The organism is Escherichia sp. WS1265 (genome assembly GCF_046487585.1).
GTDB classification, from domain to species: domain Bacteria; phylum Pseudomonadota; class Gammaproteobacteria; order Enterobacterales; family Enterobacteriaceae; genus Escherichia; species Escherichia coli.
In genome coordinates, this window is sequence record NZ_JBJQJE010000006.1 from 16,504 (window position 1) to 30,112 (window position 13,609).

The 13,609-nt window shown below is 46.9% G+C and carries 12 protein-coding genes, 2 tRNA genes and 2 other RNA genes; 7 read left to right on the forward strand and 9 right to left on the reverse strand.

Features of this window, described 5'->3' with window-relative positions:
* Positions 1 to 29: 29 nt before the first annotated feature.
* The 6 genes from ACJHX3_RS07735 to ACJHX3_RS07760 form a co-directional block, all read right to left on the reverse strand.
* A non-coding RNA gene (locus tag ACJHX3_RS07735) (RtT sRNA) lies at positions 30 to 161 on the reverse strand.
* Between the two features lie 47 nt (positions 162 to 208).
* Positions 209 to 340, reverse strand: a non-coding RNA gene (locus ACJHX3_RS07740) — RtT sRNA.
* 46 nt (positions 341 to 386) lie between these two features.
* Positions 387 to 471: transfer RNA gene (locus ACJHX3_RS07745), tRNA-Tyr, on the reverse strand.
* A 34-nt stretch (positions 472 to 505) separates the two neighbouring features.
* Positions 506 to 590: transfer RNA gene (locus tag ACJHX3_RS07750), tRNA-Tyr, on the reverse strand.
* A gap of 159 nt (positions 591 to 749) precedes the next feature.
* On the reverse strand, positions 750 to 1,592 hold the full coding sequence (gene purU / locus ACJHX3_RS07755) for a formyltetrahydrofolate deformylase (protein ID WP_000555849.1): 843 nt from the start codon (positions 1,590 to 1,592) through the stop codon (positions 750 to 752).
* Between the two features lie 52 nt (positions 1,593 to 1,644).
* Positions 1,645 to 2,100: a YchJ family protein gene (locus ACJHX3_RS07760; protein ID WP_042097756.1), complete on the reverse strand. Its 456-nt coding sequence runs from the start codon at positions 2,098 to 2,100 to the stop codon at positions 1,645 to 1,647.
* 112 nt (positions 2,101 to 2,212) lie between these two features.
* Between ACJHX3_RS07760 and rssA the strand changes: the two genes are divergently transcribed.
* The 3 genes from rssA (at position 2,213) to galU (ending at position 5,333) form a co-directional block, all read left to right on the forward strand.
* Entirely contained in the window at positions 2,213 to 3,118 is a 906-nt protein-coding gene (gene rssA / locus ACJHX3_RS07765; protein WP_001599742.1) for a patatin-like phospholipase RssA, read from the forward strand.
* A 91-nt stretch (positions 3,119 to 3,209) separates the two neighbouring features.
* A complete protein-coding gene (gene rssB, locus ACJHX3_RS07770; protein WP_000193447.1) occupies positions 3,210 to 4,223 on the forward strand; it encodes a two-component system response regulator RssB in 1,014 nt (337 codons plus the stop codon).
* Positions 4,224 to 4,424: 201 nt separating this feature from the next.
* Positions 4,425 to 5,333, forward strand: coding sequence for a UTP--glucose-1-phosphate uridylyltransferase GalU (gene galU / locus ACJHX3_RS07775; RefSeq protein WP_000718995.1), 909 nt, complete (start codon positions 4,425 to 4,427; stop codon positions 5,331 to 5,333).
* Positions 5,334 to 5,476: 143 nt separating this feature from the next.
* Here the strand turns inward: galU and hns are convergent, their stop codons facing one another.
* Positions 5,477 to 5,890 (reverse strand): histone-like nucleoid-structuring protein H-NS, encoded by a 414-nt coding sequence (hns, locus tag ACJHX3_RS07780; protein ID WP_001287378.1) that lies wholly within the window; start codon positions 5,888 to 5,890, stop codon positions 5,477 to 5,479.
* Positions 5,891 to 6,493: 603 nt separating this feature from the next.
* Between hns and tdk the strand changes: the two genes are divergently transcribed.
* Positions 6,494 to 7,111 carry a thymidine kinase gene (tdk, locus tag ACJHX3_RS07785; protein ID WP_000068076.1) on the forward strand — a complete coding sequence of 206 codons (618 nt, stop codon included), beginning with the start codon at positions 6,494 to 6,496 and terminating at the stop codon, positions 7,109 to 7,111.
* 301 nt (positions 7,112 to 7,412) lie between these two features.
* On the opposite strand, the gene adhE is transcribed toward tdk, so the two are convergent.
* Complete coding sequence (gene adhE / locus ACJHX3_RS07790; RefSeq protein ID WP_000301651.1) at positions 7,413 to 10,088, reverse strand: bifunctional acetaldehyde-CoA/alcohol dehydrogenase; 2,676 nt, start codon at positions 10,086 to 10,088, stop codon at positions 7,413 to 7,415.
* A gap of 392 nt (positions 10,089 to 10,480) precedes the next feature.
* Here adhE and ychE (ACJHX3_RS07795) point away from each other — a divergent pair, with 392 nt between their 5' ends.
* Both ychE (ACJHX3_RS07795) and ychE (ACJHX3_RS07800) read left to right on the forward strand, forming a co-directional pair.
* The gene (gene ychE / locus ACJHX3_RS07795) at positions 10,481 to 10,534 is read left to right on the forward strand and encodes a protein YchT (protein ID WP_211180492.1); all 54 of its coding nucleotides are present in this window, start codon (positions 10,481 to 10,483) and stop codon (positions 10,532 to 10,534) included.
* 30 nt (positions 10,535 to 10,564) lie between these two features.
* On the forward strand, positions 10,565 to 11,212 hold the full coding sequence (gene ychE, locus ACJHX3_RS07800; protein WP_000616773.1) for an NAAT family transporter YchE: 648 nt from the start codon (positions 10,565 to 10,567) through the stop codon (positions 11,210 to 11,212).
* A gap of 157 nt (positions 11,213 to 11,369) precedes the next feature.
* Here the strand turns inward: ychE (ACJHX3_RS07800) and ACJHX3_RS07805 are convergent, their stop codons facing one another.
* Positions 11,370 to 11,666, reverse strand: a complete 297-nt coding sequence (locus ACJHX3_RS07805) for a hypothetical protein (RefSeq protein ID WP_001211512.1) — start codon at positions 11,664 to 11,666, stop codon at positions 11,370 to 11,372.
* Between the two features lie 283 nt (positions 11,667 to 11,949).
* On the opposite strand from ACJHX3_RS07805, the gene oppA reads away from it, so the two are divergent.
* Positions 11,950 to 13,581: an oligopeptide ABC transporter substrate-binding protein OppA gene (gene oppA, locus ACJHX3_RS07810; RefSeq protein ID WP_024185227.1), complete on the forward strand. Its 1,632-nt coding sequence runs from the start codon at positions 11,950 to 11,952 to the stop codon at positions 13,579 to 13,581.
* Positions 13,582 to 13,609 lie beyond the last annotated feature (28 nt).

A 13,609-nucleotide genomic window follows, 5' to 3' on the forward strand; every position in this document is an offset into this window, starting at 1 on the left:
TAACAGGTTTTGAGTATTTCAGGAAGTAATGGTGGTGGGGGAAGGATTACTCAGCGCTGCGCGCTTCGCCCTTCGGGTCGTTGCCTGCGGCAACGCTCTCTCGCTGGCGCTCGAGTCGCACCTTGGTCGAAGCTTCTCATCCTTCCCCGCATGGGCAGAATATTTAATTGCGGATTCGTTTGAGAGTTCACGGACTTTTGAAAAGTGATGGTGGTGGGGGAAGGATTACTCAGCGCTGCGCGCTTCGCCCTTCGGGTCGTTGCCTGCGGCAACGCTCTCTCGCTGGCGCTCGAGTCGAACCTTGGTCGACGCTTCTCATCCTTCCCCGCATGGGCAGAATATTTAACCGCGGATTCGTTTGAGAGTTTACGGGCTTTTGAAAGTGATGGTGGTGGGGGAAGGATTCGAACCTTCGAAGTCGATGACGGCAGATTTACAGTCTGCTCCCTTTGGCCGCTCGGGAACCCCACCAGGGGTAATTCAAATTTTGAGGTAATGCTTGAGATGGTGGTGGGGGAAGGATTCGAACCTTCGAAGTCGATGACGGCAGATTTACAGTCTGCTCCCTTTGGCCGCTCGGGAACCCCACCACGGGGTAATGCTTTTTACTGGCCTGCTCCCTTATCGGGAAGCGGGGCGCATCATATCAAATGACGCGCCGCTGTAAAGTGTTACGTTGAGAAAAATGAACTGGTTGCGTAATTTTCATCCGTAACGGATTAAAGGTAACCAGTTATTTTTGCTGGCGATTAAAGAATAATCGTCCGATTACCGTAAACAAAGACGCGCTGCGCCAGTACTTTGTAGAGTGCGCGACTTAAGACGTTTTTCTCGACGTCACGACCTGCGCGCATCATATCTTCAGCTGTGTAGGTATGATCGACATGAATAACGTCCTGCATGATGATTGGACCTTCGTCCAGATTGTCATTCACATAGTGAGCGGTTGCGCCAATAATCTTCACGCCACGTTCATAGGCCTGGTGATAAGGACGTGCGCCGATAAACGCTGGCAGGAATGAATGGTGAATATTGATGATCTTATTCGGGAAGCGTGCCACAAATTCTGGCGTTAATACCCGCATATACTTCGCCAGCACCACGTAGTCAGGCTGATAAGCATCAATGGCATCCGCCATCTTTTGATCGTGCTCGTTGCGGCTTAATCCTTCATGACTTACCAGCTCAAACGGAATATCAAAACGCTCAACCAGAGAACGTAAAGTATCGTGGTTACCAATAACTGCCGCGATTTCGACATCCAGGCCGCCGTAATTGGCTTTCATCAACAAATCGCCAAGGCAATGCGCCTCTTTAGTGACCAGAATCACTATCCGGCGACGACCGGCAGGATTCAGCTCACGTACGGAGCCTTCTGGCAATGCGCTGTCGAGATCCGCCAGCAGGGTGGAATCATTAAAAATTCCTTCCAGTTCCGTGCGCATAAAAAAGCGCCCTGTACGGTGATCAACAAATTCATTGTTCTGCACGATATTTAACTCGTGCTTGTAGCAAATATTGGTAATACGTGCGATCAGACCTTTTTGGTCCGGACAAATAGTACGCAGAACTTTACGTTGGAGTGAATGCATTGCTGGAAAAACCTTGTTGAGAGTGTTTGCTAAACCGTACCGTCAACCATTATTAGCCGCAGCACTTTTTAAATTTTTTACCTGAACCACAAGGGCAGGGATCGTTGCGGCCAAACTGCGGACGTGTACCGTCAATATAGTACCATTGACCGTTTTCTTTCAAAAATCGCGAACGTTCAATTATTGCACCTGTTTTGCCACCTTCGGTAAATCGAGCAACAAAACTGACAAATCCGATATTGTCGCCGTCCTGCCAACAATGTTCAAATACGGTCAATCCCAACCATTCAGTATGCGCAAATCCGGCAATCAATTCGGCACGTAACGCCGCCGCTCCACAAGATGGATGCCAGGTCTTTATTAAATAATCTGCGTCTTGCATCACAAAAGCGCAGTAACGCGAACGCATGAGATGTTCTGGATCAGGTGCAACCTTTTCACCAGACACATAAGGGTGGCAACATAGGCTATACTCGACAGCACTACCACAGGGACAAAGCTGAGACACAAATAATCTCCCTGGAAACAATAACGGCGTATTAACCGCCTGAGTAGCACTATGTTAACCGAGCAGTAGCGATGTTGCTACGATTGCATTCCAGGGGAATCTTGCGGGAATAATGAGAAAGATAAAAATAGGGCTGGCGCTGGGATCTGGCGCGGCGAGAGGTTGGTCGCATATTGGCGTTATTAATGCGCTAAAAAAAGTGGGTATTGAAATTGATATCGTTGCAGGATGTTCAATTGGTTCGCTGGTGGGCGCTGCCTATGCATGCGATCGACTATCTGCGCTGGAAGATTGGGTGACCTCTTTCAGTTATTGGGATGTTTTACGCCTGATGGATCTCTCCTGGCAGCGCGGTGGGTTACTGCGCGGCGAGCGTGTCTTCAATCAATATCGCGAAATAATGCCGGAAACAGAGATCGAAAATTGTTCCCGTCGCTTCGCGGCTGTTGCCACCAATTTAAGTACTGGGCGCGAATTATGGTTTACTGAAGGCGATCTCCATCTTGCTATTCGTGCATCATGCAGTATTCCAGGACTAATGGCACCCGTTGCGCATAACGGCTACTGGCTGGTTGATGGCGCTGTAGTTAACCCAATTCCTATTTCGCTCACGCGTGCATTGGGTGCTGATATTGTGATAGCGGTCGACCTGCAGCACGATGCTCATTTGATGCAACAAGATCTGCTCTCCTTTAATGTCAGTGAAGAAAATAGCGAGAATAGTGATTCTCTGCCGTGGCATGCGCGTCTGAAAGAAAGGTTGGGCAGCATAACGACACGTCGGGCGGTGACAGCGCCAACGGCAACAGAGATTATGACCACTTCTATCCAGGTGCTGGAGAACCGCCTTAAAAGGAACCGCATGGCAGGTGATCCGCCCGATATTCTGATTCAACCTGTTTGCCCGCAAATATCTACGCTTGATTTCCATCGCGCGCACGCTGCCATTGCGGCCGGGCAGCTGGCAGTGGAAAAGAAAATGGACGAACTTTTGCCGTTGGTACGCACCAACATTTGACCAGAATTTTTATCTACACTTAAGTTAATTCTGACAGGCGCAGGTGGCAATAGCATGTCACTATTGAGTAAAGCCAGTCAGGGGAGAGAACATGACGCAGCCATTGGTCGGAAAACAGATTCTCATTGTTGAAGATGAGCAGGTATTTCGCTCGCTTCTGGATTCGTGGTTTTCCTCATTGGGAGCGACAACGGTACTGGCGGCTGATGGGGTGGATGCCCTTGAGTTGCTGGGAGGTTTCACTCCAGACCTGATGATATGTGATATCGCGATGCCACGAATGAACGGGCTTAAATTGCTGGAACATATACGCAACAGAGGTGACCAGACACCTGTTCTCGTGATATCTGCCACTGAAAATATGGCAGATATTGCCAAAGCGTTACGTCTGGGCGTTGAAGATGTTTTGCTGAAACCAGTTAAAGATCTGAATCGCTTGCGCGAGATGGTTTTTGCCTGTCTCTATCCCAGCATGTTTAATTCCCGCGTTGAGGAAGAGGAGAGGCTTTTTCGCGACTGGGATGCAATGGTTGATAACCCTGCCGCAGCGGCGAAATTATTACAGGAATTGCAACCGCCGGTTCAGCAGGTGATTTCCCATTGCCGGGTTAATTATCGTCAATTGGTTGCCGCGGACAAACCCGGCCTGGTGCTTGATATTGCCGCACTTTCGGAAAACGATCTGGCATTTTATTGCCTTGATGTCACCCGAGCTGGACATAATGGCGTACTTGCTGCCTTGTTATTACGCGCATTGTTTAACGGATTATTACAGGAACAGCTTGCACACCAAAATCAACGGTTGCCAGAGTTGGGCGCGTTATTGAAGCAGGTAAACCATTTACTCCGTCAGGCCAATCTGCCGGGGCAGTTTCCGCTATTAGTTGGCTATTATCATCGCGAACTGAAAAATCTCATTCTGGTTTCTGCGGGGCTGAATGCGACGTTAAATACCGGCGAACACCAGGTGCAAATCAGTAATGGTGTTCCGTTAGGCACTTTAGGTAACGCTTATTTGAATCAATTGAGCCAGCGATGCGATGCCTGGCAATGCCAAATATGGGGAACCGGTGGTCGGCTGCGCTTGATGTTGTCTGCAGAATGAGCAAACGATAACGCGGGCTAAATTTGCATTACCAGCTAATGTCGGCTGGTGGTACTATCGTCGCCATTCGTATAAGTAATTGTCTTAATTATGCTAACTCGCATCCTTTTCAGAACTTAGCCCCTTCGGGGTACTGATATACTGGGATGCGATACAGAAATATGAACACGTTCAAAACACGAACAGTCCAGGAGAATTTAAATGGCTGCCATTAATACGAAAGTCAAAAAAGCCGTTATCCCCGTTGCGGGATTAGGAACCAGGATGTTGCCGGCGACGAAAGCCATCCCGAAAGAGATGCTGCCACTTGTCGATAAGCCATTAATTCAATACGTCGTGAATGAATGTATTGCGGCTGGCATTACTGAAATTGTGCTGGTTACTCACTCATCTAAAAACTCTATTGAAAACCACTTTGATACCAGTTTTGAACTGGAAGCAATGCTGGAAAAACGTGTAAAACGTCAACTGCTTGATGAAGTGCAGTCTATTTGTCCGCCGCACGTGACTATTATGCAAGTTCGTCAGGGGCTGGCGAAAGGCCTAGGACACGCGGTATTGTGTGCTCACCCGGTAGTGGGTGATGAACCTGTGGCTGTTATTTTGCCTGACGTTATTCTGGATGAATATGAATCCGATTTGTCACAGGATAACCTGGCAGAGATGATCCGCCGCTTTGATGAAACGGGTCATAGCCAGATCATGGTTGAACCGGTTGCTGATGTGACCGCATATGGCGTTGTGGATTGCAAAGGCGTTGAATTAGCGCCGGGTGAAAGCGTACCGATGGTTGGCGTGGTTGAAAAACCAAAAGCGGATGTTGCGCCGTCTAATCTCGCTATTGTGGGTCGTTACGTTCTTAGCGCGGATATTTGGCCGTTGCTGGCGAAAACACCTCCGGGTGCTGGTGATGAAATTCAGCTCACCGACGCAATTGATATGCTGATCGAAAAAGAAACGGTGGAAGCCTATCATATGAAAGGGAAGAGCCATGACTGCGGTAATAAATTAGGTTACATGCAGGCCTTCGTTGAATACGGAATTCGTCATAACACCCTTGGCACGGAATTTAAAGCCTGGCTTGAAGAAGAGATGGGCATTAAGAAGTAACTTCTGTATCGGTGTTATCCACGAAACGGCGTTGAGCAATCGACGCCGTTTTTTTATAGCTTATTCTTATTAAATTGACTTAAACCGGACAATAAAAAATCCCGCCGATGGCGGGATTTTAAGCAAGTGTAATCTACAAAAGATTATTGCTTGATCAGGAAATCGTCGAGGGATTTACCTTGCTCATCCATTGCTTTTTTGATTACAGCTGGAGTACGGCCCTGGCCAGTCCAGGTTTTAGTTTCGCCGTTTTCGTCAACGTAGCTATATTTTGCCGGACGCTGAGCACGTTTAGCTTTGGTGCCAGATTTAACGGCAGCAAGGCTATTCAGCAGTTCGTTCGGGTCAATACCGTCAGCGATCAGCATTTCGCGATATTGCTGCAGTTTACGAGTGCGCTCTTCAACTTCAGCAGCAGCCGCGCTTTCTTCTTCGCGACGTTCGTTAACAACAACTTCTAATTTTTCCAGCATTTCTTCCAGCGTTTCAAGTGTACATTCTCTTGCCTGCGCACGAAGAGTACGGATGTTGTTCAGAATTTTAAGTGCTTCGCTCATTGTAGTAATCTCAAACTTATATTGGGGTGGTTTGTTGAGGTAATAATAGAGCCTTAAATTCAGTTGTGCAATAGCCAGGAATGTAAGGAATTCAAAATTGTTCTTTATTTTGTGCCGCCAATAAATATCTTTTCATAAAATTAGCCAGAAAAGACGCGGCATATAGCCCTATTTGCGCCGATGATTTCGCAGCACGTGAGGTTAAAACTTCCTGATTCATGTCACATTTTATGGGGAGATTATCGTAGGCTGACGACCTTTCAGTCTTCTGTATTAGTCGTGTTTACGAGAATTCCCTATTAAGCGAATGATGAAAAGTAGAACAGTCGCAATAAGAGCAGGGACTTAGTATTGCACTATCTCCAGGAGGTCAACAGAGGGCTATTACTTGCACAACAGGTTAAAGATTGTGAATAGTTACCAGCAGTCATTTACCCGCTTATAACAAGCGAGGCAGTTGTAATGATAGCTCAGAAGGATTATGCAAGGCTTCGTAAGGGAGAACGCATATACTACTTCTATGCATACTGTTGAGCTGAAAAACTGACGAATTATGATAAACTCCAGCCAACTTTAATTCATATCATTGAGGGCCTGTGGCTGATGGCACAGCTATATTTCTACTATTCCGCAATGAATGCGGGTAAGTCTACAGCATTGTTGCAATCTTCATACAATTACCAGGAACGCGGCATGCGCACTGTCGTATATACGGCAGAAATTGACGATCGCTTTGGTGCCGGGAAAGTCAGTTCGCGTATAGGTTTGTCATCGCCTGCAAAATTATTTAACCAAAATTCATCATTATTTGATGAGATTCGTGCGGAACATGAACAGCAGGCAATTCATTGCGTACTGGTTGATGAATGCCAGTTTTTAACCAGACAACAAGTATATGAATTATCGGAGGTTGTCGATCAACTCGATATACCCGTACTTTGTTATGGTTTACGTACCGATTTTCGAGGTGAGTTATTTATTGGCAGCCAATACTTACTGGCATGGTCCGACAAACTGGTTGAATTAAAAACCATCTGTTTTTGTGGCCGCAAAGCAAGCATGGTGCTGCGTCTTGATCAAGCAGGCAGACCTTATAACGAAGGTGAGCAGGTGGTTATTGGTGGTAATGAACGCTACGTTTCTGTATGCCGTAAACACTATAAAGAGGCGTTAGAAGTCGGCTCATTAACGGCTATTCAGGAAAGGCATCGCCACGATTAATAAGAATTTCTTTACTGACAGGGTGAGCAGGGCGCTTTTATCCTGTCAGTTCGTTTTACTCACTTCATCCGGTGTATATACCCTTCTCGACAGTTCTTTAACGCTACTATACCCCTCACAGAGCGCTTTACAGTGACGTTGACTTGTGACCTGTAAAGTACAATATCGCTGTGTGTAGGCGTTATACATCGCCGTAAATATGATGAAGGCAAATGCTGTCGGTTTATGGGAAAGTTGCTTTGGGTAAAACAAAAAAACGGCCCCAGAAGGGACCGTTTATGTTGCCAGACAGCGCTACTGATTAAGCGGATTTCTTCGCTTTTTTCTCAGCTTTAGCCGGAGCGGCTTCTTTTTTCGCTGCAGTTTCACCTTCTACATAATCACGACCGTAGTAGGTATCCAGCAGAATCTGTTTCAGCTCGGAGATCAGTGGGTAACGCGGGTTAGCACCGGTGCACTGGTCATCGAATGCATCTTCAGACAGTTTATCCACATTCGCCAGGAAGTCTGCTTCCTGAACGCCAGCTTCACGGATAGATTTCGGAATACCCAGTTCAGCTTTCAGCGTTTCCAGCCATGCCAGCAGTTTCTCGATCTTAGCAGCAGTACGGTCGCCCGGTGCGCTCAGACCCAGGTGGTCAGCAATTTCAGCATAACGACGGCGAGCCTGCGGACGGTCATACTGGCTGAATGCAGTCTGCTTGGTCGGGTTGTCATTCGCGTTGTAGCGAATAACGTTACAAATCAGCAGGGCGTTTGCCAGACCGTGCGGAATATGGAACTGGGAACCCAGTTTGTGCGCCATTGAGTGACATACACCCAGGAAGGCGTTCGCAAACGCGATACCCGCGATAGTTGCTGCACTGTGAACACGTTCACGCGCTACCGGATTTTTAGATCCTTCGTGGTAGGACGCTGGCAGATATTCTTTCAGCAGTTTCAGCGCCTGCAGAGCCTGACCATCAGAGAACTCAGATGCCAGTACAGAAACATAAGCTTCCATGGCGTGAGTTACTGCGTCCAGACCACCGAAAGCACACAGGGACTTCGGCATGTCCATAACCAGGTTGGCATCGACAATCGCCATATCCGGGGTCAGCGCATAGTCTGCCAGCGGATATTTCTGACCAGTAGCGTCGTCAGTTACAACCGCAAACGGAGTGACTTCAGAACCTGTACCAGAAGTGGTGGTGACAGCGATCATTTTCGCTTTCACGCCCATTTTCGGGAACTTGTAGATACGTTTACGGATATCCATAAAGCGCAGCGCCAGTTCTTCGAAGTGAGTTTCCGGATGTTCGTACATGACCCACATGATCTTCGCGGCGTCCATCGGGGAACCACCACCCAGCGCGATAATCACGTCTGGTTTGAAGGAGTTTGCCAGTTCTGCACCTTTACGAACGATGCTCAGGGTCGGGTCAGCTTCTACTTCGAAGAAGACTTCAGTTTCAACGCCTGCTGCTTTCAGTACGGAAGTGATCTGATCAGCATAACCATTGTTGAACAGGAAGCGGTCAGTCACGATGAGCGCACGTTTGTGGCCATCAGTAATCACTTCATCCAGCGCGATTGGCAGAGAGCCACGGCGGAAGTAGATAGATTTCGGAAGTTTGTGCCACAACATGTTTTCAGCTCGCTTAGCAACGGTTTTCTTGTTGATCAGGTGTTTCGGACCAACGTTTTCAGAGATGGAGTTACCACCCCAGGAACCACAACCCAGAGTCAGGGAAGGTGCGAGTTTGAAGTTATACAGGTCACCGATACCACCCTGAGAAGCCGGGGTGTTAATCAGGATACGAGCCGTTTTCATTTTCTGACCGAAGTAAGAAACGCGAGCCGGTTGGTTATCCTGGTCAGTGTACAGGCAAGAGGTATGACCGATACCGCCCATAGCTACCAGTTTCTCTGCTTTTTCTACCGCGTCTTCGAAATCTTTAGCGCGGTACATTGCCAGAGTTGGGGACAGTTTTTCATGTGCGAACGGTTCGCTTTCATCAACAACGGTCACTTCACCGATCAGAATCTTGGTGTTTTCTGGTACAGAGAAGCCTGCCAGTTCAGCAATTTTATAGGCTGGCTGACCAACGATAGCCGCGTTCAGCGCACCGTTTTTCAGGATAACATCCTGAACAGCTTTCAGCTCTTTACCCTGCAACAGATAGCCGCCGTGGGTTGCGAAACGTTCACGTACTGCGTCATAAACAGAGTCAACAACAACAACAGACTGTTCAGACGCACATATTACGCCGTTGTCGAAGGTTTTGGACATCAGCACAGATGCAACTGCACGTTTGATATCAGCAGTTTCATCGATAACAACTGGCGTGTTACCCGCGCCTACACCGATAGCTGGTTTACCGGAGCTGTATGCGGCTTTAACCATGCCCGGACCACCAGTCGCGAGGATCAGGTTGATGTCTGGGTGGTGCATCAGTGCGTTAGACAGTTCAACAGAAGGTTGATCGATCCAGCCGATCAGATCTTTCGGAGCACCGGCAGCGATAGCAGCCTGCAGAACGATATCAGCCGCTTTGTTGGTTGCATCTTTTGCACGCGGGTGCGGGGAGAAGATAATGGCGTTACGGGTCTTCAGGCTGATCAGCGATTTGAAGATAGCAGTTGAAGTCGGGTTAGTGGTCGGAACGATACCGCAAATAATACCGATTGGTTCAGCGATAGTGATGGTACCAAAAGTGTCGTCTTCAGACAGAACACCACAGGTTTTTTCATCTTTATAGGCGTTATAGATATATTCAGAAGCAAAGTGGTTTTTGATCACTTTATCTTCGACGATACCCATGCCGGATTCGGCAACGGCCATTTTCGCGAGTGGGATTCGAGCATCTGCAGCAGCCAGAGCGGCGGCGCGGAAGATTTTGTCTACTTGCTCTTGAGTGAAACTGGCATATTCACGCTGGGCTTTTTTTACACGCTCTACGAGTGCGTTAAGTTCAGCGACATTAGTAACAGCCATAATGCTCTCCTGATAATGTTAAACTTTTTTAGTAAATCATCTGCTCGAATACGAGAGTATAGTCAGTGCGGTGATGATTTGCTTAACCGATGAAAATCAAAAGCTTACTCGCGCTCACACTCACTGTGATTTACTAAAAGAGTTTAAACATTAGAGTTATTATCTCTAATGCGTCACTTCCAGGTGGCGTAAGCAAGATTACTCACTTCTGGGTACTGATTACGTGATCCAAATCAAATTTTTGCAAAGCTGACACCTTTCAGCATCGCTTTTCGCCATTATAGCTAACAGTTAATAAATTGTAGTATGATTTGTTGGCTACATTATCATGTTTTGCACAACTAGATAACAATAACGAATGATAGCAATTTTAAGTAGTTAGGAGGTGAAAAATGCTGTCAAAAGGCGTATTGTCAGCGCGTCTTTTTAACCTTATTTATGGCTAACATTATCCGGCTTTTGCTTCGGAGCTAACCGTGATTCAGACCCTTTTTGATTTTCCCGTTTACTTCAAATTTTTCATCGGGTTATTTGCGCTGGTCAACCCGGTAGGGATTATTCCCGTCTTTATCAGCATGACCAGTTATCAGACAGCGGCAGCGCGAAACAAAACGAACCTTACAGCCAACCTGTCTGTGGCTATTATCTTGTGGATCTCGCTTTTTCTCGGCGACACGATTCTGCAACTTTTTGGTATATCAATTGATTCGTTCCGTATCGCCGGGGGCATCCTGGTGGTGACGATAGCGATGTCGATGATCAGCGGCAAGCTTGGCGAGGATAAACAGAACAAGCAAGAAAAATCAGAAACCGCGGTACGTGAAAGCATTGGTGTGGTGCCACTGGCGTTGCCGTTGATGGCGGGGCCAGGGGCGATCAGTTCTACCATCGTCTGGGGTACGCGTTATCACAGCATTAGCTATCTGTTTGGTTTCTTTGTGGCTATTGCATTGTTCGCTTTATGTTGCTGGGGATTGTTCCGCATGGCACCGTGGCTGGTACGGGTTTTACGCCAAACCGGCATCAACGTGATCACGCGTATTATGGGGCTATTGCTGATGGCATTGGGGATTGAATTTATCGTTACTGGTATTAAGGGGATTTTCCCCGGCCTGCTTAATTAATTCCTTTCAAATGAAACGGAGCTGCCATGCTCCGTTTACTTCGTCATTATTTTTACTTTGTACCCGCGCAGTTATCAAAAGCAAAAGGAATAGGTAAAAATATTCTTCTCAAATTACAGTTAGTTATAAGGATTTCCTTAACTGCTTCTCCTCACCATCATGTTATTTTCGCCACATCATAATCCTGGGCTTGCTGAAGAATAATTGAAATGATATTAGTAATTCCACTGCCTTTGGTAGAGGAAAGTGCTAAATAATAATCAATTGTTAAATTATTGTGCATTTCACTACTGGAACTGTAATCAGAAAAGAGAGACATGCTTAACCAATCTCTATTTGATTGAATTAAAAGATGTTTGTTAAGACATGGATGCAAGCTATAGATTCTGATACGGTCAATAAAAGAGAATTGCTTAACAATTTTGCAAAATGTATTGGCGAGTAAGAAGCGCATTTGGTACTTTCCGGGCAACCGCCAGACGATTCTTTATTGGTAATGAGAATAATTAACAATTAAAGAGCGTCGCGAAAGAATAATGTGTCTCGACAGGGGAGACACAGTACGAATCGACATAAGGTGATCGTCTGAATCACCAGAATAAATAAAGTCGGTGATAGTAATACGTAACGATAAAGTAACCTGACAGCAGAAAGTCTCCGAGCCTGTGCAGGGTCCCAATCCGGGATTACACATGCTGGTTAATACCAGTAATTATAATGAGGGAGTCCAAAAAACAATGACCAACATCACCAAGAGAAGTTTAGTAGCAGCTGGCGTTTTGGCTGCGCTTATGGCAGGGAATGTCGCGCTGGCAGCTGATGTACCCGCAGGCGTCACACTGGCGGAAAAACAAACGCTGGTACGTAACAATGGTTCAGAAGTTCAGTCATTAGATCCGCACAAAATTGAAGGTGTTCCGGAGTCTAATATCAGCCGAGACCTGTTTGAAGGCTTACTGGTTAGCGATCTTGACGGCCATCCGGAACCTGGCGTCGCTGAATCCTGGGATAATAAAGACGCGAAAGTCTGGACCTTCCATTTGCGTAAAGATGCGAAATGGTCTGATGGCACGCCAGTCACAGCACAAGACTTTGTGTATAGCTGGCAACGTTCTGTTGATCCGAACACTGCTTCTCCGTATGCCAGTTATCTGCAATATGGGCATATCGCCGGTATTGATGAAATTCTTGAAGGGAAAAAACCGATTACCGATCTCGGCGTGAAAGCTATTGATGATCACACACTAGAAGTCACCTTAAGTGAACCCGTTCCGTACTTCTATAAATTACTTGTTCACCCATCAACTTCACCGGTGCCAAAAGCCGCTATCGAGAAATTCGGCGAAAAATGGACCCAGCCTGGTAATATCGTCACCAACGGTGCCTATACCTTAAAAGATTGGGTCGTAAACGAACGAATCGTTCTTGAACGCAGCCCGACCTACTGGAACAACACGAAAACCGTTATTAACCAGGTAACCTATTTGCCTATTGCTTCTGAAGTTACCGATGTCAATCGCTACCGTAGTGGTGAAATCGACATGACTTATAACAACATGCCGATCGAATTGTTCCAGAAGCTGAAAAAAGAGATCCCGGACGAAGTTCACGTTGATCCATACCTGTGCACTTATTATTACGAAATTAACAACCAGAAACCGCCATTTAACGATGTACGTGTGCGTACCGCACTGAAACTGGGTATGGACCGCGATATCATTGTTAATAAAGTGAAAGCGCAGGGCGACATGCCCGCCTATGGTTACACTCCACCGTATACTGATGGCGCAAAATTGACTCAGCCGGAATGGTTTGGCTGGAGCCAGGAAAAACGTAACGAAGAAGCGAAAAAACTGCTGGCTGAAGCGGGTTATACCGCAGACAAACCGTTAACCATCAACCTGTTGTATAACACCTCCGATCTGCATAAAAAGCTGGCGATTGCTGCCTCTTCATTGTGGAAGAAAAACATTGGTGTAAACGTCAAACTGGTTAACCAGGAGTGGAAAACATTTCTCGACACCCGTCACCAGGGCACTTTTGATGTGGCCCGTGCAGGCTGGTGTGCAGACTACAACGAACCAACTTCCTTCCTGAACACCATGCTGTCGAACAGCTCGATGAATACCGCGCATTATAAGAGCCCGGCCTTTGACAGCATTATGGCGGAAACGCTGAAAGCGACTGACGAGGCGCAGCGCACAGCTCTGTACACTAAAGCAGAACAACAGCTGGATAAGGATTCGGCCATTGTTCCTGTTTATTACTACGTGAATGCGCGTCTGGTGAAACCGTGGGTTGGTGGCTATACCGGCAAAGATCCGCTGGATAATACCTACACCCGGAATATGTACATTGTGAAGCACTAATGGCAATACGTGGGGCAGGCGTGTCCTG

Coding starts and splice junctions, on each gene's coding strand:
- purU (WP_000555849.1), bottom strand. CDS start 1,592: ATGCATTCACTCCAACGTAAAGTTCTGCGTACTATTTGTCCGGACCAA.
- rssA (WP_001599742.1), top strand. CDS start 2,213: ATGAGAAAGATAAAAATAGGGCTGGCGCTGGGATCTGGCGCGGCGAGA.
- rssB (WP_000193447.1), top strand. CDS start 3,210: ATGACGCAGCCATTGGTCGGAAAACAGATTCTCATTGTTGAAGATGAG.
- galU (WP_000718995.1), top strand. CDS start 4,425: ATGGCTGCCATTAATACGAAAGTCAAAAAAGCCGTTATCCCCGTTGCG.
- hns (WP_001287378.1), bottom strand. CDS start 5,890: ATGAGCGAAGCACTTAAAATTCTGAACAACATCCGTACTCTTCGTGCG.
- tdk (WP_000068076.1), top strand. CDS start 6,494: ATGGCACAGCTATATTTCTACTATTCCGCAATGAATGCGGGTAAGTCT.
- adhE (WP_000301651.1), bottom strand. CDS start 10,088: ATGGCTGTTACTAATGTCGCTGAACTTAACGCACTCGTAGAGCGTGTA.
- ACJHX3_RS07805 (WP_001211512.1), bottom strand. CDS start 11,666: ATGCGCTTCTTACTCGCCAATACATTTTGCAAAATTGTTAAGCAATTC.
- oppA (WP_024185227.1), top strand. CDS start 11,950: ATGACCAACATCACCAAGAGAAGTTTAGTAGCAGCTGGCGTTTTGGCT.